The following is a 22274-nucleotide window of genomic DNA, read 5'->3' on the forward strand; positions in this document are numbered from 1 at the left end:
ATCTTGTGACCCTGAGCCCCCGCATGCCGGACCTGACCGCCCTGCAGATTCTTCTCGCCGTGGCCCGGACCGGGACGCTGAGCGCCGCCGGGCGCGAGGCCGGGCTGACCCAGCAGGCGGTCTCGGCGCGGCTGGCGGCGCTGGAGAAGGTGACCGGCGTGCGCCTGGCGACCAGGACCACCCGCGGCGCGCGGCTGACGCCGGAGGGCGTCGTGGTGGCGCAGTGGGCGGACCGGTTGATCCGGCTGGCCGAGGAGGTGGACGCCGGGCTGGCCGCGCTGCGCGAGGACAGCCACACCCGGCTGCGGGTCAGCGCGAGCCTGACCGTCGCCGAGCATCTGCTGCCGAGCTGGCTGGTCAGTTGCCGGGCGGACACCGCGCGCCGGGGTGGCACGCCGCCCGACGTGGTGCTCACCGCGGCCAACAGCGACCAGGTGGTCGAGCAGGTGCTGGCCGGCACGGCGGATCTGGGGTTCGTCGAGGGGCCGAGCATGCCGGCCGGGCTGCGCAGCCGGGTGGTCGCCCGCGACGAACTGGTCCTGGTGGTGCCGCCGGATCATCGGTGGGCGCGCCGCCGGACCGGGGTGACCGTGGCTGAGCTGGCCGGGACGCCGCTGGTGACGCGTGAGCGCGGCTCCGGTACCAGGGATTTCCTCGGCTCGGCGCTGCGGGCGACGGGCCGGGAGCCGGCGCCGGCGGTGCTGGAGCTGTCGACCACCGCGGCGGTGCGGGCCGGTGTGCTGGCCGGGGCCGGCCCGGCGGTGCTCAGCCGGCTGGCCGTCGAGGACGACCTGCGGACCGGGCGGTTGCGGGCCGTCGAGGTGCCCGGGCTCGATCTGCGGCGGGAGCTGCGGGCGATCTGGACCGGGGCCCGGACGCCGCCCGCCGGCGCCGTCCGGGTCCTACTCGGTCACATTCAGTCGCTGGGCGGCGGATCCGCCAGCGGCCAGCCGCCGGCGGCCAGATGAGCGGAGACCCGGACCACGTCGGCCGGGGTGGCCTCCTGCAGCATCGTGCCGTTGATCATGTCCTCGATGTCCGCGCCGGTGATCGGGCCGTCGCCGGGCTGCGCCTGGGTGGCCAGCTCCTGCGCGATCTTGCGGACCTCGTCCTCGGTCAGCTTGCGGCGCAGCAGCCCGAGCAGCACGACGTAGTCCTGCCGCGGGACACCCTCCGGGTAGCCGGCCCGGAGCCACCCGACGGCGCGGGTGACGAAGTTCGACCGTTGCTCGCTCAATGTCGTCTCCGGTCAGTGCTTGTCGACGATGGTCGGGTAGACGTGCTCGAAGCTGAGCGCCTTGCCGAAGCCGGTGGCCACCACGAACGTGATGCCCAGGGCGATGCCCAGCAGCACCACGGCGAACGCGAGGTACCCACCGGCGGTGCCGACGGCGTGCGGCTTCGGGCCGGCCGTGCCGGTCTCGTGCACCTCGGCCTCGCCGCCCGCGCCGTACGCGAGCGACCGGATGCCCAGGGCGAAGACGGCCGGCAGCCCGGCGCCCAGGATCAGGCTGGCGGCCAGCACCTTCCAGGCGCCTTCGAAGGCCAGGGTCAGGTTGTGCATGGTTTCTCCTCGCCCGCTCAGCTCGCCGCGCCGGCGGTGGCCTTCGGCGCCTCGGCCGGGGCGTCCCACTCGTCGTTGACGTTGTTGTGGTCGATCGGCTCGCGGCGCGAGCGCAGGTACATGTAGACCGCCAGCGCGACCAGGATCGCGAAGACCACCAGGGCGCCGCCGAGGCCGCCGATCAGGTCGGCGATCCACCACGTGACGGCGCCGACCACGGCCGCCGCGGGCAGCGTGATCAGCCAGGCCGCGACCATCCGCCCGGCGACCGACCAGCGCACCTGCGCGCCCGGCCGGCCGACGCCGGAGCCCAGGATCGAGCCGGTCGCCACGTGCGTGGTGGACAGCGCGAACCCGAGGTGGCTGGAGGCCAGGATCACCGCGGCCGACGCGGACTCGGCGGCCATGCCCTGCGGCGAGGAGATCTCCACCAGGCCCTTGCCCAGCGTCCGGATGATTCGCCAGCCGCCCAGGTAGGTGCCGAGCGCGATGGCCAGCGCGCAGGCGAACTTGACCCACAGCGGGATGTTCTTGGTGTCGGTCCACTCGCCGCTGGCGATCAGCGCGAGCGTGATGACGCCCATCGTCTTCTGCGCGTCGTTGGTGCCGTGGGCCAGCGAGACCAGCGAGGCGGACCCGATCTGGCCCCAGCGGAAGCCGTTCTCGGTGAACCGCCGGGCCACCCCGATGGTGATCCGGTAGATGATCCAGGTGCCGGCCGCGGCGACCACACCCGCGATCACCGGCGACATGACCGCCGGCAGCAGCACCTTGCCGACCACGCCGTCGAGCTTGGAGCCGTCGCCGTTCCACTTGACGCCGGCCCAGCCCAGGCCGGCGATCGCGGAGCCGATCAGGCCGCCGAACAGGGCGTGCGAGGAGCTCGACGGCAGGCCGAGCAGCCAGGTGAGCAGGTTCCAGAGGATGCCGCCGACCAGGCCGGCGAGGACGATCAGCAACAGGGCCATGCCACCGTCGGCCAACAGCTCCGATTTCGGTGTGCCGTCACTGTTCTGGATCTTGACCACCGCGTTCGTGACGGTGAGCGCGACCTCGACCGAGAGGAACGCGCCGACCAGGTTGAGCACGGCGGACAGGAGCACAGCAACCTTGGGACGCAGCGCGCCGGTGGCGATCGAGGTCGCCATCGCGTTGGCCGTGTCGTGGAAGCCGTTGGTGAAATCGAACCCTAGGGCGGTGATGACCACGAGGATGAGGACCACGGTTGTTTCGGTCACGGGAAAATCGTCTACCCCGTACCGGGGCCCAACCAGCCTCCGGCGGGCGGTTATATAGAGTTCGCCGCCGATTGGCCTGGATGAATAATCAGGTTAACCAATCATTCGCCGCCGCATCGGTTTCAGCTCTCGGCCGGCCTGGTGACCGGCCAGGTGAGCACGTCGTCCGGGATGGCCGGGTCATGAAGAGCGCGGGTGTCGCGGCCAGGAATCGTACAACCCTCGGCCACCACGAGACGGGCCACCTCGATCGCGCCGTGCGCCTGGAAATGCGTGTTGTCCGCGACGCCGTCCGGATAGTTCGGTGAGATCCCGGCGTCGAGCCAGAGGAAATAGTCCTTTGTGGTCTCCGGCCCGAGTTTCGACCAGAGGTCGAAGGAGAGCGCGGTCAGGTCGATCAGCGGGGTCCCGGTCTGCTCGGCGAGGGCGCGCATGGCGTCCGGGTACTCCCCGTGCGACAGGTACGGGGTGCCGTCGGCCCGGAAGCGGCGCCGCTCCACCGGCGTGACCAGCACCGGGCGCGCGTGCGCGGCGCGCGCCCCGTCCAGGTAGAGCCGCAGGTAGTCCTGGAACGTGGTCCACGGGTCGGTCCCGCGGGCCGGGTCCTCGACCTTCTCGTCGTTGTGGCCGAACGAGACCAGCAGCGTGTCGCCGGGGCGGATGGCGGCCAGGATCAGGTCGAGCCGGCCCAGGTCGGCGAAGCTCTTCGAACTGGCGCCGGAGAGGGCGCCGTTGACCACGGCGACGTCGTGCCGGAGGAAGACCGGCAGGGCCTGGCCCCAGCCGGCCCGGGGGATGTCGGCGATCGCGTACGTCGCGGCGGTCGAGTCGCCGGCGACGAAGACGGTGGTCCGCCGTTTCGCCTCGGCCACGGCCGGCAGGCCCAGTACGCCGGCGGCCGCGCCGCCGAGGGATGCGCGCAAGAGGGTTCTCCGATCGAGTGTCATGCTCGCCATCAAATCAGCGAACGTCGATGCAGGCAAGCGCTTTCCTCATGGTGAAGACGTTGATTCGGATCTCTCCCCGCCGGGTATCACAGACCGCATGACGGAGCGGGAACAGCTGGACCGGGAGGACGAGGAAGAACGCGAACTGGTCCGCCCACCCGACGTCAACCGCGACGCGAACCGCTCCGCGACCCGGCTCGAGCTCTTCTTCGACCTGGCCTTCGTACTGTTCGTCGGCCGCTGCGCGGACGTGCTGGCCTCGGACGAGACGCTCACCGGCGGCTTCCGGTTCGTGGCGATCCTGGTGGCCGGGTGGTGGGCGTGGGCCAGCGCCACGCTCTACGCCAACCGGTTCGACACCGACGACGCGATCTTCCGGCTGCTCACGCTCGCCGGGATGGCCGGGGTGATCGTGATGGCCGCGTCGGCGGAGCAGGCGATCGGGGCGCACGCGCTGTGGTTCGCCGCCGGGTACGCGCTGCTGCGGGTGGTGCTGGTGCTCGGCTACCTGCGGGTGTGGCGGACCCTGCCGGAGGCGCGGGCCGGGATCCGGCCGTACCTCTGGGGGCACGCCGCAGGCGCGGTGTGCTGGACCGTCTCGCTCGCCGTGCCCGGGCCGGGCCGGTACGCCCTCTGGGCGATCGGGGTGGTTCTCGACCTGCTCGGGCCCACCCTCGCGGCCCGGGTCCCGGACGCGCCGCCGCTGCACATGGAGCATCTGCCGGACCGGTTCGGGCTCTTCGTCATCCTGGTGCTCGGCGAGTCGGTGGCGGCGACCGTGGTCGGCCTGCGCGACGGGCACTGGGCGGCCGAGGTGGTGCTCGCGGCGATCTGCGGATTCCTGGCCGCGGCCGCGCTCTGGTGGTCGTACTTCGATCTCTCCGGCGGGGCCGCGAAGCGCCGCCTGGTCCAGGAGGGCGACGGCGGCACCCACCAGGGCGTCCACGACTTCTACGTGTACGCCCACCTGCCGGTCGCGGTGAGCCTGGCGGCCGTGGCGGTCGGGCTGGAACACGCGATCCTGCACGGCGCGGAGGAGCACCTGCCGCTCGGCACCCGGGCCGTCCTCGGCGCCGGTCTGGCCGGCTACCTGCTCAGCGCCGCGGTGATCCAGGGCGTGCTGTCCCGGCGGTGGCGGGCCGTGCTGCTCTGGCCCGGCCTGGGCGTGCCGCTGGTGCTCGCGGTCAGCCTGCTGCCCGGGCTCTCGCCGGTGGCGATGGTGGCGCTCTGCGCGACGGTCCTGATCGGCGGGGTGATCACCGGCGTGGTCCAGCACCGGGCCGGCGAGATCCGGGTGGCCAAAGTCTGAGCCCCACATGCCCGAAATCGCGGGTGCCGAGTAATTACATTTACTGCGGACAATGCGCGTACGGGGGTGGGCGAGTGGCCGGTTGGTGGCGGAAGCGATGGCCGAGGATGGTCGGCTTCGATGCCGGATTCATCCCGCAGTTGCTCTGCGTGGCGGACGCGACACCCGGCGGCGTCTCCGGAGCGCTGTGCGTGCTGGTGGTGTCGCTGGCCGTCGGCGCCGGGCTGATCCAGGCCGGTGACCCGCGCCGGAAGTCGGCCGGAAGGTTCCTCTGCCTCGGCGCCTGGACCGGTCTGGGAGTGCACGCCGGGGTCGTCATGATCTTCCACTTGTCATGATCCGACCCGTGCGCCGGACGCCACCGGCCGGTACTATCCGTGACTTGCACGCTATGACCCGGGCGTGCGCCTGCTCACATCAAGCCTGGTCAGCGACTTCGGGGCCGCGTGATCATGCCCACGGGCGGTAACGTGCCGCTGTTGCGTAGGATTTCGGGCCGCACCACGTCCGCCGACGGGAACCGAGGAATGCGATGCCGCTCACCCCAGCTGATATCCACAACGTGGCCTTCAAGAAGCCGCCGATCGGCAAGCGGGGGTACGACGAGGAAGAGGTCGACGCCTTCCTCGACGAGGTCGAGCAGGAGCTGATCCGCCTGCTCGAGGAGAACAACTCGCTCCGGGGCCAGGCGCAGCGCGGCGGCGGTGGCGGTGGCGGCGGAAACCCGGCCGCGACCATGGTGATCACCAATGAGTTCGCCGACCTGCAGGGTCAGCTCGAGCGTCTGCAGGAGGCCCGCGCCCGGGCCGAGCAGAACGCCCGCAACATGCAGCAGCAGCTGGAGCGGGCCCGCAGCGCCGTCCCGTCCGGCGCGCTGGCGACGGTCGGCGACGACGACCGCAACGCCCGGGTGCTGATGATGGCCCAGCGCACCGCCGACGAGCACATGCGCGACGCGCAGCGCGAGGTCGAGGCGCTGATGGAGCAGGCCCGCGGCAAGGCCGACCAGCTCACCGCCGAGGCCCAGATGAAGGCGAGCACGATCGAGAGCGACGCGCGCCGCAACCACGCCGAGGCGATGGACAGCCTGGTGGAGAAGCGGGCCCAGCTGATCGACGAGATCGACAAGCTGGGGCAGCTCGCGTCGGGCTACCAGCAGGCGCTCACCAACCACGTGACGCAGCAGCTCATGGACCTGACGAACGGTCCCGACACCGCCGAGTGACCCGGCCGGCTCTCGTGGCCCCGTGGACCTTTTTTGGTCTGCGGGGCTTTTTCATTGAACGCGCTCCATCTTCTGGCTGTATTCGGCGACACAGGGGGTGAGCGTCGCTTCACAGGGCGTCCCCGGAACGGCCGATGTGGAGGGGCGTTGTGGGGGACTATTCGAACTTCTCGCCGGAGTCGTCGGACTCATCCGGCTTCGTGTCCGCCGATGCCGCTGACGGCCGGGTCTGGGTCGAACTCGACTCCGACGGCCGGCTCAGCGATCTCTACCTGGACCCGCGGGTGTCGTACCTGCCGCTGGAGGAGCTGCGCGCGGCGCTGATCGCGGCCTTCACCGCGGCCCAGGACCAGGTCCAGGACCAAACCGGGAAAACCACTTCCCGGTACGGCGCGGCGGTCGCCCCGGAACGGCTCCGGAACGCGCTCGCCGAGGCGTCGGACACCGCGGAACGCCGGTTCGCCGAGATCTCCACCGCCCTGAACGACCTCAACCGGCGGGCGGCCCGGCCGTGGTGAACGAGCGGCTCCGCCTCGACCCGGAGCACGTCGCCGCCGCCGGGCGGAACCTGGCCGGGATCGCCCAGCGGATGGCCGACGACCTGACCACGCTGGAGGCGGCGGTCGGGGCCGGGTCCGACCCGTGGGGCACCGACGAGACCGGGAGCGTGTTCGCCCTCGCGTATCGGGCGGTGCGGGACGTCGCGCTGGACGCGATGGGGTCGTACACCGAGCAGGTCGGGTTCGCCGCCACCACGCTGGTCATGCTGGCCGGCTCGGTCGTCGACTCGGACGAGGCCGGGGCGGCCGACATCTACGGGGCAGGCGGTTCGGTGCCCAGCCCGACCCCGAACCCCGGGCCGGGTCCCACGCCCGGCGGAGGTCCCGCCCCTGCACCCGCTCCCACCCCGGCGCCCGCGCCCGGCAGCGGGGGGTGACCGGCCATGACGATCACGCTGCCCAGCGAGCTCACCGAGCCGCTCAGCTGGATCGGCCTGGAGTGGCCGGAGGCTGACGAGGACCAGCTCGCCGCCGACGGCCGGACCTGGATCGACCACGGCACCCGGATGCGGGCCCACGCCGACCAGGCCAACGCGGCCGCCCGGGAGGTCTGGCTCGGCAACGAGGGCGCCACCGTCGACGCGTTCGAACAGTGGTGGAACGGCCCGGACGGCCCCGGCCACCACCTCGCCGAGGCGGCCACCGCGTCCGAGATCATCGGCGGCGCGCTGATCGCCATGGCCGGCGTGACGGTCGGGCTGAAGGCGGCGTTCATCGCCCAGCTGACCGCGCTGGCTTTCGAGGTCGGGCAGGCGCTCGCCACCGCGACGGTCTCCGCGGGGGCGACCCTCGCGGAGATCCCGGTGTGGATCACGCTGACCCGGGTCGCCATCAAGAAGCTGATCCACGAGGCGATGGCGCTCATCGAGCGGGAGATCGCCGCGATGCTGCGCAAGGCCGCGAAGATGCTGGAGAAGGCCGGCGCCAAGAAACTCGCCGAGAAGACCATCAGCGGCAGCGAGCGGACCGCCTTCAAGGGCCTCATGCACCAGGTCCAGAACGCCGACGTGCGCAGCCCGTTCAATGGCGCGAACTTCTACTCCGGGAAGCAGCCGAACGGCGAGCGGATGGGCGATTATGCCGAGAAGCAGGTGGACGGCGTCACCAAGATTCTCATCGAGCAGACCCCAGGTGGTCGGCGGTTCGACGACATGCACCTCTACGACAAGGTGACCTCACCGATCAGCAACCCTCAGGCGGACGAGGTCTGGTTCCGGCTGTCCGAGCGATATGCCCAGTCGGCCTCGGGCGAGGCGACGGCGTGGACTCACAGCCCCTCGTTGAGGAGCGCATGGCTCAGGGTGGAGAAGGGCGCGCTTGAGAAAAATCCGAACATCACGAAGATTAATGTCATCGACCCCTTTCCCTGAGGTGATGAGGAGTCCGGCATGACTGTTCGGAAACTGCGCCCCCAGTGGGCGCTGCACGTCGAGTCCGGGGTGACCCTCGGCGGTGCCGGGCGCGACGCGATGGAGGTCGAGCTCGACGGGCACACCCTGAACCTGCCGGTGCAGCGGGGTCTCAACGAGCTGTGGTTCTACATCCCTACCCAGTTGAGATGGGACGACAACGGGGAGCTGCTGCCGCCCGAGATCGCAGACAACCTGCAGGCGATCATTACCGAGATCGCGGAATTCTGGGGAGCGGAGTCCGAGTTCCGGAGCATCTTCCGGTGACCGGCCCGGCGACGGTTGCCGCCGGGCCGATGTCAGAGCCGGGTCAGATTGCCGGGGTGGCCGGGTCGTCCCAGAAGACGTAGAGGGCCTTGTACGGGACGGCTTTGGACTCGCCGGTGGTGCAGGTGCCCTCCGGCTTGACGCCGCCCGAGGTGTACAGGCGGCTGATGAAGTCGGCCTTGCTCAGCACGCCCTTGCCGGAGTGGCTGGTGACCTCGAGCAGCAGCTCGGCGATCGTGCCGGTGCGCGGCGACTCCTTCAGCTTCTTCGCCGTGACCAGGGAGTTGTCGCGGAGCGACTGCCAGCTCGGGCCGGCGAAGTGGTGGATCCGGCCGCCGGTGCCGAGCAGCTGCGCCTCGGGCGTCGAGGTGGCCGGGTAGGCGCCGGTGGTGGCGCCGGCCGGGACCACGCAGGTGTAGTTCTGGGTGCCGTTGACGACCACGTACGCCCCGATCGGGCGGGAGCCGGCCGGCGGGCGGATCGCCTCCGGGATCGCGTTGGTGACCGGTGCGACCGCGTTCGTGTTGGACGCGGCGGACGAGGTGGCCACGGAGGTCTCCGCGGCCGAGGCGTTGTACGTGACCGCGCCGATGGTGCCCCCGGCGACCACGAGGCTCCCGGTCAGCGCGAACGCACGGATCCGGGAACGTTTGGTACGGAACATCGAAAATCCCCCACATATGTCTGGTGAGCCCCCTGCCCACCGTCTGCATTCACGGGAATCCGTCCACGATGGATCGAGATCAACTTGATTCCTGCCCCTTTGGGCACCGGAAATTCATCGATCGTCCCCTTCTCGCGATCTGCCGTTCACCCGCCGCCGGAGATCCGGCTAATCCGAACGATGTGACCCGGCAGCCCTTCCGATCAAGCTGATCGATCTGTCAGCATCCCCGCCAGATCTGCTACGAGGAGGACGAATGGGCTGGCTGCAGCGGCTTCTCGGCCGGGAGGAGCTCCCGCCCGAGCCGGAGCTCCCGTTTCGGCTCACCTACGACCGGGAGGAGATCCGCTACTGGGAGGACGATCGGAGCTACGGCTTTTTCTGGAGTCCGGGCCTGATCGCGGTTCCGGATGAGGACAAGTGGTCGAAGGTGATGCCGGACTGGCTGCTCGGCCGTCGCGACGAGGTGCTGGCGAATCTCCGGCAGCACACCAATTGCAAGATCGAGGAGGGCGGCTACTGATACCGCGATCCGCGCCAACCGGGCTGGGTGCGGCCGCGGGATCGACGGGTTCGGGGTTTGGCGCAACCACCCTCGGACGTCGCCCTGGAGGGGCTCGCGTTTTGGGCGCCCTGCGCCCTGCGAGGCCCGGAAGGGTCCCCGCGGGAGCGACGATCAGTTATTGGCCGCAGCCGAGGCAAGAAAGCATTTGATCTTGATGGTTTGGTGAAGCGGCCCGGCGTGTGGAGTGGGTGCCGGGCCGCTTCGGTGGGGTGGCGGATCAGTGCTCGTGCAGGGTGTGGATGCGGCTGAGGCCGGCCGTGCGGGCCAGCGTGATCCGGTCGATCTCGGTGTACGGCTGCCCGCTGCCCGGCAGAGCATCCGCCAGCGTCCGGATGGTGAACGTGGTCCGCTGCCCGCGCCGGGCCGGCACGACGTCGACGGCGATGAACGCGTAGTCGTCGTAGCGGACCTGGGACCAGTCCACGGTCTCCGGAACCTTGGTGCCCGCCGGGTAGCCGGAGGCGTTGACCGCGGTGCCCGCCGCCGACCAGTAGTAGCTGTTCACGATGTTCTCGGTGTTGTTCTCGGTGACGTTGGCGCCGCCCGGCGGGGTGTACCCGCGGTACCGCTGGCCCTCGGGCAGCAGCTGCGCGCCCTCCGGCTCGATCCCGGTCGGGGCGGGCGCGGCGGCGCTCGGTGCGGGCCGGAACGGGTAGCGCGGCCGCCCGCCCGAGCCGGCGGTGATGTACGTGACCCCGTCGGTCGCCGGGTGGATCGTGGAGCCGTCCGGCGCGCCCTTCGAGCGGCGCCCGTTCTTGATCGGGTCGGTACGTTCGAGCAGGTGGTTGTGGCCCTGCACGACCAGGTCGACCTGGTACTTGGTGAACAGCGGGTCGAGCGCCGAGCGCACCGCGCCGTCGGAGGCGTGGTTGTTGGTGGTCGAGTACGCGCAGTGGTGGAAGAACGCCACGATGAAGTCGACCCGGCCGGCCAGCTCGGGGTCGGTCCGCCACGCCTTGAGCGTCTCGTCCAGCCACTTGACCTGGGCGCCCTTGGAGTAACCGGTGTTCGTCTGGATCTCCGCGGACAGGTCGTTGGCGTCGACCGAGATCACCCCGACGTTGCCGTAGATGAAGCGGTACACCGACGGGCAGGTCTTCGGCCCGTTGGCCGGCAGGTCCAGGCGCTTGATGTGGCCGCCGTAGCCGTGTGACCCGCTGTCGCCGAGGAACGCCGTGTTCCCGTAGAGCGGCTCCATGTCGTGGTTGCCGGTGGCGAACATCCACGGGGTGAACGCCGCCTGCGACTCGATCTGATTGAAGAACACATCCCAGACGTACGGGTTGTACAGGTTCGTCCCCGCGGCCGCGCCCGTGGTGAGCGCGCCGGAGTCGTCGGCCGGCAGCCCGGTCCCGGACGGGTCGGCGTAGCAGATGTCCCCGGCCAGCAGGGTGAAGACCGGGTGCTGGGAGGCCATCAGGTTGGTCTGGGTGACGGCCGGCGTCGGGTCGGTGCCGCCGGTGCCGGCGACCGGGTCGGTGGCGCTGTAGTAGTTGTTGTCGAAGACGGCCTTGGGCCAGGCGCCGTTCGCGGCGGTGACCGCGGCCGGGTCCTGACCCCAGGCGTACTTCGGGTCGACCGGCGCGTTGTTGGTGCCGACGTCGCCGAACGCGGTGAACGTGAACGGCTTGGGCACCCGCAGCGAGAAGTGCTCGTCCGGGGCGGTGGTGAAGTGCGCGTCGCCGGAGACGGTGCCGTCGGAGAGCCGGACCCGGTAGTGGTAGACGGTGTCCGAGCGCAGGCCGGTGAGCTTCGCCTTGAGGTAGAACTGGCTGCCGATCGGGCCGCCGGGGATCGCGTACTGGCCGACCAGGTGCTCGATCTCGGCCTCGGCCCGGGAGCCGTAGTGGCCGGGCGCGGTGCCGACCTCGACGAAGGCGCGCAGGCCGCGCGGCAGGCTGCCGGTCTTGCTGACCAGCTGTGCGGTGACCGCCATCGCGGCCTGCGGCATGCCGTCCCGGCCGGGGACGAACGAGAGGTGGCGGCCGGAGACCACCACGCCGGCCGTGCCGGCGGTGCCGCCACCGGCCGCGAAGGCCGCGTCGGCGAGCTTGAACTGGGCTGCCGCGAAACCGCCGGCGCCGGCCATGACCGCCTTCAGCGCCGTGCGGCGGCTGATCGACTCCTTGGCGAGCTCCCGGGTGTTCCATTCCGTGTACTCGTCCACGTTGGTCGGACGATTGCTTGAGAAAGGCGTCACGAAGGCATCCTGATCCTCCTGCTGAGGCATACGCATGCCAACAGGTTGAACAGCGAGAGAATGCCGGAGATCTTCTCGGTTAACCGTCCATGAAATAGACAGCGGACTTTGAGGTAACTTTGATTGACAAATAGAAGATCATGGGGTTATGCAGCCCGGACGTGGCGGGGGTGCCGGCGAGATCGCACCCCCGCCGCCGGGTCACGGCTGATTCACGCTGACCTGATTCGGCAACTGGATGTACGGGAACCGGTGCCGGAAGCCCGCGCTGTTGGCGTCGACCCCGTCACCCAGGGTCTTGACCGCGTCCGGCGGGTTCGGCAGCAGGATGCCCTCGGCGGCCTGCAGCGTCACGTCGATGACGTCGTCGGCCAGGCGCCGCCCGTTCGGGAAGCCGGCCAGGTCACCGCCGACCACGCCGAGCCGGTTCGGGGTCTCGGCCGGCGGCACCGCCATGTTGAGGCGCAGCTGCTCGCTCGGGGCGAACATCTTCTTGTTGACGTCCTTGTTCAGCAGCTGCGAGTTCAGCTCGGCGGGCACCGGGCCGCCGCACTCCTTGCAGACACCGGTCAGGAACACCTCGGCCAGATCCGTCCGCGGGGTCTTCGGCGCCGGGATGTGGTAGATCGCGTCGATCAGCTTCGGCACGCCGGGATTGAGGACGTACTTGCCGAACTGGGCGTCCTTCTCCGGCGGGCTGGCGTTGAACAGGTTCTTGCGGTTCACCGGCAGGACGACCTCGTTCACCAGCGGCATGCCCAGCCGCGACACCTGCTGCGGCTTACCGGGCTTGCCGGTCATGTCCGCGCCGATCCGCGAGGTGGTCGACCAGATGCCGACGACCGGGTTGCGCATGGCGTCGCCCTTGAACGCCAGGTTGGCCTTCGGCACCCGCAGGGCGATGGTGTTGACGTTGTAGCCCTTCAGGGTGTCCTGACCGACCTTGCTCAGGTCACCGCCGTAGAGCAGGTCGAAGATCCGCAGGTCGGCGAAGAACGGGTCGTCGGCCTGGCCGGCGAACGACTTGGATCCGGTCCCCGCGGAGGTGATCGCGGCATTGGACAGCGCCGGGTAGTCCGGCATCGACGCGGTGCCGGTGAACGACGGCGCGACCGGCGCGGCGGCCAGGATCAGCTTCGTCCCGGCGGGGGTGATCCGCTCCAGCCGGTAGGTCTGCCGGAGGTTGAGGTCCGGGTCGGTCAGCGAGGTGACCTGGCCGGTGTTGTACAGGAACATCCCGGAGTCCTGGTACGTCGTGGTGAACGTCCAGCGGTAGGTGATGTCCGGTTTGGCGTCGCCGTTGTTGTCGATGTTGAGGTCGTACGCGGTCCCGGCCGCGAACGGGTAGAAGTTCGGGCCGCCGTTCGCCTCCTCGAACGGCTGCCAGTTCGCCACCATGGTGACGGTGTCCGGCTGGTCCGGGCTGACGAACGCGTACAGGTCGGTGTTGTCCAGGCTCGGCGTGCTCGCGATCAGGGGCGCCTCGCGGTGGGAGGACGCGTGACCCTGGAGCGGCGCGAGCGTGGCCACCAGGGCGGCCGAGGCGCCGAGCGCGGCGACCGAGAGCAACCTTCGGCGTGGAGTGGACGGGACGATTCTCATGGTTCCCCCGAATCAGGCGGAACGGCGGCGTCGGTGCCACCGCCCCAGCCTCCTGTCTAGTCCGCCGCGTCGATTTGCACCGGTTGAACGGGTTTAATTACTTGCGTCGCTGCCACCCGGGCGGCCGGAATGGCGGACGATCAGGGGCATGCGGAGACGTTGGACGCGCCCGGCCCTGGTCACGCTGCTGGCGGCGGTGGCCCTGCTCGGCGCGGGCGCGACGCTGGTGCCCGGGCGCGCTCCCGGCCCGGCCACCGTCGTCGACCGGTCGCCGGCGCGGGAGCTGGACGCCTTCGTCGAGCGCACCGAGACCCACCTCGCCACGGTGCCCGGCGACTGGCAGGGCTGGGCGGCGCTCGGGCTGGCCCGGATCCAGCTCGGCCGGATCACCTACGACCCGGCGAACTACGCGGCGGCCGAGACCGCGCTGCGCCGCTCGCGGGCGGTCCGCCCGGACGGCAACGCGTCCGCGCTGACCGGGTTCGGCGCGCTGGCGGCGGCCCGGCACGACTTCCGGGGCGCGCTGCGCTGGGCGCGCCTGGCGGTCGCCGCCGACCCCTGGTCGGCCGACGCGTACGGGGTGCTCACCGACGCGTACGTGGAGCTCGGCCGCTATCCCGAGGCCGGCACCGCGGTCCAGCGGATGCTCGACCTGCGCCCGGACACCGGGTCGTTCGCCCGCGCCTCCTACCAGTTCGAACTGCACGGCGACCAGCGCCGCGCGTGGGAGCTGATGACCCGGGCCCGCGAGGTCGCGACCAGTCCCGACGAGATCACCTTCGCGCTGACCCACCTCGGCGAGCTGGCCCTCGGCGCCGGGGACCTGGACACCGCCGCCGCCCAGTTCGCCGAGGGGCTGGCCCGGGTGCCCGGGCAACCGGCCCTGCTCGCCGACCGGGCCCGGGTGTCCGCCGCGCGCGGCGACCTGGCCGCGGCGATCACCGACCTGCGGGCCGCCACCACGACGCTGCCGACGCTCGACCACCTGATGACGCTCGCCGACACGCTCACCGCGGCCGGGCAGACCGCCGCGGCGGCCGAGACCGACGACCTCATCCGGGTCACCACCCGGCTGCCCGGTGCCACCCCGGCGACCACCGACATCGACCTGATCCTGTTCGCCGCCGACCACGGCGACGCGCGGACCGCGGTCGCCCGGGGCCGGGCGCTGCTGGCCGCCCGGCCCGGCGTCCCGGTGGAGACCGCGTACGCCTGGGCGCTGCACGCCGCCGGCGACGACCGGGCCGCGCTCGGGCACGCGAACCGGGGACTGCGGCTGGGCACCCGGGACGCGCGCGCCCACTACTACCGGGCCGAGATCCGCCTGGCGCTGCACGACCGGGCCGGCGCGCGAGCCGACCTGGCCGAGGCACTGAAGATCAACCCCAACTTCTCCCTTCGGTACGGCGTCCGCGCCCGTACCGTCCGCACCGAACTGGGTGGCCCCGCGTGATCCGCAGAGGTTTCGGCCTGCTCCTGCTCGGTGTGCTGGGCGCGCTGCTGTCCGGCACCGCGGCGCAGGCCCATCCGCTCGGCAACTTCACCACCAACCAGTACGCGGGGTTGCGGGTCACCGGTGCCGGCGTGGACGTCGACTTCGTGCTCGACCTGGCCGAACTGCCCGCGTACCAGGCCCGGACGACCGAGATCGACACCGACCGGGACGGGACGAGTTCCCCGGCCGAGCGGGACGCCTGGGCCGCGCGTACCTGCACCGCGGCGGCCGGCGCGAGCACGGTGACGGTCGGGGACCGGAGTCCGCGGCTCACCGCCGAGCCGGCCGGGCTGACGTTCCCGGCGGGCGCGGGCGGGCTCACCACGCTGCGGCTGGGGTGTGTCCTGCACGCGGACGCGCGGATCGGGGCCGCGACCACGGTCGGTTACCGCAGCACGCTGTTCGCCGACCGGATCGGCTGGCGGGAGATCACCGCGGTCGGGGACCGGTACACCATCACCCGGTCGGACGTGCCGGCCGGGACGATCAGCGGGCGGCTCACGGCGTACCCGAGCGGGGTGGTCTCCTCCGATGTCCGGGAAGCCACGTTCAGCGTGCGGCCCGGTGGGCCGGCCGCCACCGCGCCGTTCCCGGTGACCGGCACGACGCCGAGCCGCGGCGCGGACCGGCTCACGCTCTGGTTCACCGGGCTGATCGGGCATCCCGAGCTGACCCTGGGCGTCGGGGTGCTCGCGTTCCTGATCGCGGTGCTGCTGGGCGGCGCGCACGCCGTCGCGCCCGGGCACGGCAAGACCATCATGGCGGCCTACCTGGTCGGTTCGCGGGGGCGGGCGGCGCACGCACTGACCGTGGCCGGCGCGGTCGCGGTCACCCACACCGCCGGGGTGCTCGCGCTCGGCCTGCTGTTCGCCACGTCGCTGCAGTTCGCGCCGGACGCCATGTACGGATGGCTGCGCGTGGTCAGCGGGCTGCTCGTCACCGTGGTCGGCCTGCACCTGCTGTACCGGGCGGTCCGCCGGATGCGCGCCCACCCCGCGCACCATCACCACCACGACCAGCTGATCCTGGCGGGCCACCACCACGAGCACACGCACGGTCACAGCCACAGTCACGGCGGTGCCACGCACACCCACTACGTGCCGGAGCCCGACGAGCCGCTGCGGATCCGGCCGCTGCTGGCCATGGGGTTCGCCGGCGGCCTGTCGCCCAGCCCGTCCGCGGTGGTGGTCCTGCTCGGCGCGGCCGCGCTCGGCCGCGCCTGGTACGGCGTGCTCCTGGTGCTGGCCTACGGCATCGGCCTGGCCGCCACGCTCACCGGCGTCGGCTTCGCCCTGGCCCACTGGGGGGAGCGGCTGCGCGCGGCCGGCTCCGGGCGCTGGAGCGCGGTGCTGACCCGGCGGCTCCCGGTCGCCACCGCCGCGGTCATCGTCGTCGTCGGCCTCGGCATGACCCTGCTGGCGGCGCCGAGCACCTGGCGCTGAGCGGGCGGGAGCGGCGGCGGACGAGCCGCCGCCCCCGGCACCGCTAGCGCAGCTGGATCCGGTAGCGGACCTGGGTGACGCCGTCCTCGGCGGTCACGGTCACCACCCGGGTGGTCCCGGTCCGCGCGACGGTCACGGTCGCATAGGGGTCCGCCGTGGTCGCGGTGATCACCGCATGTTCCGGATGCTTCGTTGTGATTCGGTACGTCGTGACCGCCGGATCGAAGCCACGAATCGCCCGCCCGTCGACCTCGATCCCGGCCGCCGTCGCGTCCGTGCCCACGCCCGGCGCCTTCGCCGAGACCTGCAGCTCAGCCACGGTCAGATACCCGTTCGGCACGGCCGTGAGCACCACACACACTGTCGATCCCGCGCCGTCCGGCACCGGCACGTCCACCGCGAGCGGACTGTCGACACCGACCGGGACCACCGGCCCGGACACCACGCAGGCGCCGCTCGCGTCGGGCACGCCGGCCTGAACGCTCTGCGCCAGCCCGCCGCCGGACGAGTTGTCCTTGTAGAAGTGCACGGTGAGGCCGGACGGCGAGGTCCCGGCGGGCAGCGTCGCGGTGAGCGTGTCCGTGGCGTTGCGGTCCGCCGACTTCCAGTTCGACCAGGCCTTGTCGGTGGTGTCGCCGTTGGTCAGCCCGGCCGTGGCGTAGCCGGGCTCGGTGTAGGTCGCGGCGACCGAGACGCCGCCGGTCAGCGGGCTGTCGACCGGGGTGGTGACCTGGACGCGCACCGCGGCGGGAAGCCCGAGATCGGGAACCGTGCCGCGGACCGTGACCACTCCGGTCGCCGGGTAGGTGGCGGCTTCCCAGGTCACGGGCACGTCGGCCCGGCCGCCGTGCTTACCGACCGCGACCACCGTCGCGGGCAGCGCCGGCTGCCCGCCGGGGAACGTCTTGGCCCGGCCGGGCTCGGTCGAGGTGAAGACGTCGACGGTCACCTCGGCCGTCGCGCGGTGCGTCGTCCCGAGCACGTCGGTGGCCGTCCCGCGCACCGTGACCAGGCCTGGCTTACGCCACGCCTTCTCGGCGGGCAGGTTCCAGACGACCGGCAGCGAGTGTTTTCCGTCGGTGACGGTCGCCGGCAGGGTCGGCGTCCGGCCCGGCACGGTGTAGGTCTCGGCGGTCCGGAGAGCGCCGATGCTCTCGTCGATGGCCGTCCAGCGCTGGTTGCCGCCCGAGGTCGGCTGATAGAGCCCGACGGTCGCGCCGTCCGCGGTCGAGCCGCCGTTCACGTCCAGCAGCCGGCGCGCGTCGACGTTGATCAGCGTGTAGGTCCCGTCGCCGGTGGTGGAGACCCGCCACAGGGAGTCGAGGGTCTGCCCGGTTCCGGCGTTGGTGATCCGGTAGGCGTCACCGACCGGCTCGAACGTCCACAACTGGTCGGTGGCGGTCGCGGACGAGGTGCGGATGGTCAGGCCGGGCGCGAGCGACTTCCCGCTGGCCACGCCCTGCAACCGGTAGGGGTGCCCGGGCACGAGGTGCGGCCCGGCCGCCCCGGAGACGCCGCTGACCAGGAACGTGGTCACCGACTGGGCCGGGACGGAGAGGGTGGCCGTCGTGCCGGCCACGCGGACCGGCGAGCCCGGCACGAGCTTGCCGTCCGCGCTGGTCACCACCGGTGTGACGGTGGCGCCGCGGCGGATCGACGCGAACTTCGACAGATCCAGGGTGACCGACTCGGCGGTCGTCGCCGGGTTGACGTGCACGACGGTCGCGCCGGTGTCGCTGACCGCGGCCAGGCTGCGGGAATCGGAGACCTTCACGAAGTGGTCGCCGGGCTTCACGTAGTGGGTGAAGTTCCGGATCGTGTCGTACTTCGTGTTGGTCTTGATCGGGCAGGTGGCCAGGGTGTCCGCCGCGGTGCAGTCGAACGGCACGTGGATCTCACCCCACTGCAGGTTGCCCTCGGCCTGCATGTTCCTGGCGTCCTCGATCGGCTGCCAGAGGACCCAGGCCGACGGCTCCAGCTCGCGGATGTCGTCGACGATGCGCTGGGCCATGCCGAGCCCCGAGTCCATGCTCGTGTAGTCGTGACCCCAGCTGCCCTCGACCTCGCTCATCCAGAGCGGCTTCTGCTCGGCCTTGGCGATGTCCCGGACGCTGGTCCGCTGCCCGGTGCCGTAGGTGTGCACGTTCAGCCGGTCGACGGCCGCCCGGGCCTCGGCGGTCCAGTCGTAGAAGTCGGTGACCATGGTGCCCGGGTTGGTCTCGTCCGGGGCGGCGATGGTTCCGTCCCAGACGCGGTTCAGCGCGGCGATGACCGCGGCCTGCGAGGCGGGGCCGGCGTGGGCGCCCTCCTGGCGGCCGCCGGTGGGCCGGCCGTTCGCGCCCAGCGTCGTACCCCAGTAGTTGGTGTTGGGTTCGTTGAGCGGCTCGATGGAGTCGAAGGTGATGCCGTGGGCCTGTTCCAGGTGCTCGGTGACCCGGGTCAGGTACTGCGCGAACTCGTCGGTCTTGTCGGCGCGGATCTGGTCGGTGGTCGCGCTGAAGCCGCCGCTGACGTAGCCGCTGACGGTCTGGAAGTACGGCGGCGAGTTGCTGAACGCCTCCCAGTGCGTCACCTTGTCCTTGATCTGGTCGACCCACCAGCGCTGATTCGGGTCGGCGTCCCAGTTCCAGTCCGCGTCGTCGGCCGGGTTCCACCAGTCCTTGTCGGCCGGCGTGTACTGCTGATCGGTCGTCCAGAAGCCGGGCACCGCGCCGCCCGGCCGCAGGTAGGGCTGGACGGTCGGCGCGTTCCCGCCGCCGATGTTGAAGCGGGCGATGTTCAGGTTCAGCCCGTCGGCCCCGAAGACCAGATCGACCAGGCGGTTGCGGATCTCGTCGGGGTAGCCGCCGGTGGCCTCGGACATCCAGGCCAGGCTGGTGCCCCAGCCCTGCCAGGCGGCGCCCTGATAGGAGGGGTCGGGGGTGATCTTGACATTTTCAACAGCCGGCGCCGGGGCGACCAGCGAAGAAGCGCTCAGTAGAGCGGCGAGCAGGATCCTCATGCGTGACCCTTCGTGTTTACGTAAACATCGGTGGTCGTAACAGTCTGGAAACGGACCAACATCGATGTCAAGAGCTCAGACGATCACCGATCAGAGCCAGGTTCTGGATCGCCGCAAGCCCGTACAGAGCGGTGGTATTGGTGTCCACCCAGGACGCTTCGTCCACCGGGTTCAGCACCTCCGGGCCCTCCCGGCGGGTGGTCTGCCACGGGGACGCGTCGGTGTAGCCGTCGGTGCCGGTGAACTCCTTCCACGCCCGGGCGGCCAGCGCGGCGTCGTTCAGCCGGACCGCCGCGTACGCGGAAAGCCTGGAATGTCCCTGCTTGAGGATCAGGTTGCCGAAGTCCGCGCCGGTCTCGGCCGCCTGCTCGGCCTTGGTCGCGTTGAACAGCCGGCAGTACTGCAGCCAGGCCTGCTCGAAGCCGGGCACGTCGACCAGCCCGATCAGCTCGGCGCAGATCTCCACCTGGCCGAACATCGCGCTCAGGTGCGACACGCTGACCGTCTTGGCGGCCACCGCGAACTCGCCGGTGTCGATGTCGTAGAGGCCGCTGCCGGTGACGAAGCCGTTCGGCATCCGCGCGATCGTCCGCATCGTCGCGAGCAGCTTCTTCTGCGCCGTCGCGGCTTTGGGGCCGCGCCGCTCCCACTCGGTCAGCCAGGCCGCGGCCAGCCCGCTCCAGTCGGTGCCGAGCCCGATCGAGAGCGCGTGCGGGTCCGGCGTGTACGGCTCGGTCCGGATCTTCCGCAGCGGATCGAGCGCCAGGAACGTCTGGTCCGAGTCGACCAGCTCACGCATCAGGTCACCGCACCGCTCGTCGGCGGTCAGGTAGTAGTAGACGCGGCGGTAGACGGCCGTGCTGATCCGCTGCTGCTTGGCGCTGTCGGCCCAGTGCAGCACGCCGTGCCGGGTTCCGAGCCCGGCCCACTTGCCCAGGTGGTAGACGTCGACCTCGCCGGTGTGCCGGGTCATCGCCTCGGCGAAGCGGAAGATGTCGGCGCGGCCCGACCGCAGGTACGCGAACCACAGCCACAGGTCGGGGGAGAGCTCCGAGTTGTCCCACGCGTAGCCGCCGACGTCGTAGCGCCAGACGTGCCGATCCACGTCCGGCGTGTGCATGATGTCGCCGTAGTTCCAGAAGCCGTACCAGTGGCGCTGTTCGCGCTGCTTGCGGTAGTAGTCGAAGAGGAAGTCGAGCCGGTCCTCGATCTTCACCCGGGCCGGGGTGGACCGGTCGACCGGGGCGAACAGCCCGCCGAACGCGCCGCTCGACGCCAGGTGCTCCGGCGGGGCGACCAGCTGCGGGGGCGTGGCGACCGTGCGGGCCAGGGCGGCGAGCTCGGCGGCCGGCGGAGTGGCGGGCAGCGCCCAGAACGTCAGCTCGGTGGTGCGGGCGATGCCGTAGGGCGTGCCGAAGCCCGGCTCGTAGTCCTCGTACGTGATCTCCAAACCTTGCAACTGCTTCGGGTACGTGTCCTGCCCCATCCCGTCGTGATAGAAGCGCGTGTCCATCGGCCCGGCCTCCGGCGACCACATCCAGATCGTCGCCTCCGCCTGGTCCGTGGCGGCGTTGCGGATGTCCAGCTGGGACGGGTGCCGCTGCCAGAAGTCGCGCATCCCGAAGCCGAGCCCGCCGCTGGCCCCGCCGACGTAGCCGAACCCCTGGGCGCGCTGCCCGGCGTCGGCGGTGATCCAGCCGTACCCCGGCTTGGTCCTCTTCTTGATCGTGAAGCCCTCGGAGGAGGCCTGGCTGAGCGTGTAGTCGCCCCACGCCGGGATCAGCTCGAGCCGGGTGGTGACCCGCTGGTCCCAGGTGGCCGGGTCGGGCAGCTTCTCGCCGGCGATCTGCGCGGCGCGGACGTTGGCGCCCGGGTCGCGGCGCAGCCCGGTGATCCCGCGGACCGCCTCGCGCAGCAGCCCGTCGCCGTCACCGCTGAGCCGCACGTGCCGGTCGTGCAACGCGTCGCGCATCGGCACGCCCACCCGCACGCCGAGCCCGGCGATGAACTCGCTGCTCCCGTCGGTGTCCAGGATGAACGTGTGCACCATCCGGACGTGCTCGGCGCCGGAGTAGAGGTAGAGCCGCACGCTGAACGGCAGCCACGACCTACCGCGGCGCTGATGCGTGCCGTCGATCCGGATCACCGCGCGCACCGGCCCGCGCTGCTCCACCCGGACCTTCGTGATCGTGCTGGTCAGCTGCTCGCTCTCGGCCCGGTGGTCCTCGATCTTCCGCTGCCGCAGGCTGATCAGCCGCAGGTCCCGGGCGATCTCGACGCCGTCCCGGGTGATCGCGCTGATCAGCTGGGACCCGCGCTTCTCGACGACCACCTTGATCACGCCGGTGTTGACGGTGACCTGCTGCTTCGTCTCCACGACCAGCACCGGCGGGGTCTTGCCGGGGCTCGGCGTCCCGCGGGTCAGCGTGTAGGCCTCGCTCAGCGGCGCGTCCGCCGGGATCGCGTGCGCGCTCCACTTCAGCGTGCCGTCCGGCCAGTAGGCGAGCGGCCAGGTCTGCACCGGCACGGTCGTGCCGTCCGCCGCCGCCAGCGTAAAGGCCTGGTCCGGGGCCAGCGCGCCCGTCGGCCAGGGCACCCCCCAGGTGTTCCCGACGCCTGCGGCGGGCTTCCCCTCCAGCCAGCGGAGTTCGACCGGGTCCGCGGTGCTTGCGGTTTCCCGCTTCTCCGGTACGGCGGCAGCCGCGGGCAGGCGCTCGGCGATCAACCCCAGAGTGGGTGCGGCGGCGACGCCACGAACGAAGGTACGTCGTGAGATTTCCGGCATG

20 protein-coding genes are annotated in these 22274 nt (G+C 71.3%); 11 read left to right on the plus strand and 9 right to left on the minus strand.

The genetic code is table 11. The annotated features are described in order from the left end of the window. Positions 1 to 5 precede the first annotated feature (5 nt). Positions 6 to 968, plus strand: a complete 963-nt coding sequence (locus L3i22_RS10660; protein WP_221326799.1) for a LysR family transcriptional regulator — start codon at positions 6 to 8, stop codon at positions 966 to 968. Here the strand turns inward: L3i22_RS10660 and L3i22_RS10665 are convergent. From L3i22_RS10665 to L3i22_RS10680, 4 genes are all read right to left on the minus strand, one after another. Beyond that, on the minus strand, positions 917 to 1237 hold the full coding sequence (locus L3i22_RS10665; RefSeq protein ID WP_221326800.1) for a DUF3349 domain-containing protein: 321 nt from the start codon (positions 1235 to 1237) through the stop codon (positions 917 to 919). The genes L3i22_RS10660 and L3i22_RS10665 overlap by 52 nt on opposite strands. Positions 1238 to 1249: 12 nt before the next feature. Then, positions 1250 to 1564 carry a hypothetical protein gene (locus L3i22_RS10670; RefSeq protein WP_221326801.1) on the minus strand — a complete coding sequence of 105 codons (315 nt, stop codon included), beginning with the start codon at positions 1562 to 1564 and terminating at the stop codon, positions 1250 to 1252. Between the two features lie 17 nt (positions 1565 to 1581). Next, the gene (locus tag L3i22_RS10675) at positions 1582 to 2802 is read right to left on the minus strand and encodes an inorganic phosphate transporter (RefSeq protein ID WP_221326802.1); all 1221 of its coding nucleotides are present in this window, start codon (positions 2800 to 2802) and stop codon (positions 1582 to 1584) included. Positions 2803 to 2924: 122 nt separating this feature from the next. After that, the gene (locus tag L3i22_RS10680; protein WP_255658105.1) at positions 2925 to 3725 is read right to left on the minus strand and encodes a rhamnogalacturonan acetylesterase; all 801 of its coding nucleotides are present in this window, start codon (positions 3723 to 3725) and stop codon (positions 2925 to 2927) included. A 121-nt stretch (positions 3726 to 3846) separates the two neighbouring features. Between L3i22_RS10680 and L3i22_RS10685 the strand changes: the two genes are divergently transcribed. The 7 genes from L3i22_RS10685 to L3i22_RS10715 all read left to right on the plus strand — a co-directional run bounded on the left by L3i22_RS10685 (position 3847) and on the right by L3i22_RS10715 (position 8519). Beyond that, entirely contained in the window at positions 3847 to 5058 is a 1212-nt protein-coding gene (locus L3i22_RS10685; RefSeq protein WP_221326804.1) for a low temperature requirement protein A, read from the plus strand. A 107-nt stretch (positions 5059 to 5165) separates the two neighbouring features. Beyond that, positions 5166 to 5396 carry a hypothetical protein gene (locus L3i22_RS10690; protein WP_221326805.1) on the plus strand — a complete coding sequence of 77 codons (231 nt, stop codon included), beginning with the start codon at positions 5166 to 5168 and terminating at the stop codon, positions 5394 to 5396. 194 nt (positions 5397 to 5590) lie between these two features. Next, entirely contained in the window at positions 5591 to 6283 is a 693-nt protein-coding gene (locus L3i22_RS10695) for a DivIVA domain-containing protein (protein ID WP_221326806.1), read from the plus strand. 149 nt (positions 6284 to 6432) lie between these two features. Then, positions 6433 to 6801 (plus strand): YbaB/EbfC family nucleoid-associated protein, encoded by a 369-nt coding sequence (locus L3i22_RS10700; protein WP_221326807.1) that lies wholly within the window; start codon positions 6433 to 6435, stop codon positions 6799 to 6801. Beyond that, positions 6795 to 7220, plus strand: a complete 426-nt coding sequence (locus tag L3i22_RS10705) for a hypothetical protein (protein WP_221326808.1) — start codon at positions 6795 to 6797, stop codon at positions 7218 to 7220. Before L3i22_RS10700 ends, L3i22_RS10705 begins: the two co-directional genes overlap by 7 nt. Positions 7221 to 7226: 6 nt before the next feature. Further along, a complete protein-coding gene (locus tag L3i22_RS10710) occupies positions 7227 to 8213 on the plus strand; it encodes a hypothetical protein (RefSeq protein WP_221326809.1) in 987 nt (328 codons plus the stop codon). A gap of 18 nt (positions 8214 to 8231) precedes the next feature. Then, positions 8232 to 8519 (plus strand): hypothetical protein, encoded by a 288-nt coding sequence (locus tag L3i22_RS10715; RefSeq protein ID WP_221326810.1) that lies wholly within the window; start codon positions 8232 to 8234, stop codon positions 8517 to 8519. A gap of 43 nt (positions 8520 to 8562) precedes the next feature. Here the strand turns inward: L3i22_RS10715 and L3i22_RS10720 are convergent, their stop codons facing one another. Further along, the gene (locus tag L3i22_RS10720; RefSeq protein ID WP_221326811.1) at positions 8563 to 9183 is read right to left on the minus strand and encodes a DUF3455 domain-containing protein; all 621 of its coding nucleotides are present in this window, start codon (positions 9181 to 9183) and stop codon (positions 8563 to 8565) included. 256 nt (positions 9184 to 9439) lie between these two features. On the opposite strand from L3i22_RS10720, the gene L3i22_RS10725 reads away from it, so the two are divergent. Further along, the gene (locus L3i22_RS10725) at positions 9440 to 9706 is read left to right on the plus strand and encodes a hypothetical protein (protein WP_221326812.1); all 267 of its coding nucleotides are present in this window, start codon (positions 9440 to 9442) and stop codon (positions 9704 to 9706) included. A gap of 259 nt (positions 9707 to 9965) precedes the next feature. On the opposite strand, the gene L3i22_RS10730 is transcribed toward L3i22_RS10725, so the two are convergent. Then, entirely contained in the window at positions 9966 to 11948 is a 1983-nt protein-coding gene (locus L3i22_RS10730) for a metallophosphoesterase family protein (protein WP_255658106.1), read from the minus strand. Positions 11949 to 12149: 201 nt separating this feature from the next. After that, entirely contained in the window at positions 12150 to 13550 is a 1401-nt protein-coding gene (locus tag L3i22_RS10735) for a DUF4331 domain-containing protein (RefSeq protein WP_221326813.1), read from the minus strand. 148 nt (positions 13551 to 13698) lie between these two features. Between L3i22_RS10735 and L3i22_RS10740 the strand changes: the two genes are divergently transcribed. Both L3i22_RS10740 and L3i22_RS10745 read left to right on the plus strand, forming a co-directional pair. Continuing rightward, a complete protein-coding gene (locus tag L3i22_RS10740) occupies positions 13699 to 15003 on the plus strand; it encodes a hypothetical protein (protein WP_221326814.1) in 1305 nt (434 codons plus the stop codon). After that, positions 15000 to 16487 carry a nickel/cobalt transporter gene (locus tag L3i22_RS10745; RefSeq protein ID WP_221326815.1) on the plus strand — a complete coding sequence of 496 codons (1488 nt, stop codon included), beginning with the start codon at positions 15000 to 15002 and terminating at the stop codon, positions 16485 to 16487. The genes L3i22_RS10740 and L3i22_RS10745 overlap by 4 nt, the downstream gene beginning before the upstream one ends. A gap of 43 nt (positions 16488 to 16530) precedes the next feature. On the opposite strand, the gene L3i22_RS10750 is transcribed toward L3i22_RS10745, so the two are convergent. Together L3i22_RS10750 and L3i22_RS10755 are read right to left on the minus strand one after the other, a co-directional pair. Next, positions 16531 to 19488, minus strand: a complete 2958-nt coding sequence (locus L3i22_RS10750) for an RICIN domain-containing protein (RefSeq protein WP_221326816.1) — start codon at positions 19486 to 19488, stop codon at positions 16531 to 16533. 67 nt (positions 19489 to 19555) lie between these two features. Then, the gene (locus tag L3i22_RS10755) at positions 19556 to 22273 is read right to left on the minus strand and encodes a hypothetical protein (protein ID WP_221326817.1); all 2718 of its coding nucleotides are present in this window, start codon (positions 22271 to 22273) and stop codon (positions 19556 to 19558) included. Position 22274 lies beyond the last annotated feature (1 nt).

This window comes from Actinoplanes sp. L3-i22, from assembly GCF_019704555.1.
In the GTDB taxonomy this organism is placed as follows: Bacteria; Actinomycetota; Actinomycetes; order Mycobacteriales; family Micromonosporaceae; genus Actinoplanes.

Bases quoted from the DNA above. Each gene is read 5' to 3' on its own strand.
- L3i22_RS10690 (WP_221326805.1), top strand. From the start codon at position 5,166: ATGGTCGGCTTCGATGCCGGATTCATCCCGCAGTTGCTCTGCGTGGCG.
- L3i22_RS10725 (WP_221326812.1), top strand. From the start codon at position 9,440: ATGGGCTGGCTGCAGCGGCTTCTCGGCCGGGAGGAGCTCCCGCCCGAG.
- L3i22_RS10695 (WP_221326806.1), top strand. From the start codon at position 5,591: ATGCCGCTCACCCCAGCTGATATCCACAACGTGGCCTTCAAGAAGCCG.
- L3i22_RS10750 (WP_221326816.1), bottom strand. From the start codon at position 19,488: ATGAGGATCCTGCTCGCCGCTCTACTGAGCGCTTCTTCGCTGGTCGCC.
- L3i22_RS10710 (WP_221326809.1), top strand. From the start codon at position 7,227: ATGACGATCACGCTGCCCAGCGAGCTCACCGAGCCGCTCAGCTGGATC.
- L3i22_RS10670 (WP_221326801.1), bottom strand. From the start codon at position 1,564: ATGCACAACCTGACCCTGGCCTTCGAAGGCGCCTGGAAGGTGCTGGCC.
- L3i22_RS10715 (WP_221326810.1), top strand. From the start codon at position 8,232: ATGACTGTTCGGAAACTGCGCCCCCAGTGGGCGCTGCACGTCGAGTCC.
- L3i22_RS10720 (WP_221326811.1), bottom strand. From the start codon at position 9,183: ATGTTCCGTACCAAACGTTCCCGGATCCGTGCGTTCGCGCTGACCGGG.
- L3i22_RS10755 (WP_221326817.1), bottom strand. From the start codon at position 22,273: ATGCCGGAAATCTCACGACGTACCTTCGTTCGTGGCGTCGCCGCCGCA.
- L3i22_RS10685 (WP_221326804.1), top strand. From the start codon at position 3,847: ATGACGGAGCGGGAACAGCTGGACCGGGAGGACGAGGAAGAACGCGAA.
- L3i22_RS10740 (WP_221326814.1), top strand. From the start codon at position 13,699: ATGCGGAGACGTTGGACGCGCCCGGCCCTGGTCACGCTGCTGGCGGCG.
- L3i22_RS10735 (WP_221326813.1), bottom strand. From the start codon at position 13,550: ATGAGAATCGTCCCGTCCACTCCACGCCGAAGGTTGCTCTCGGTCGCC.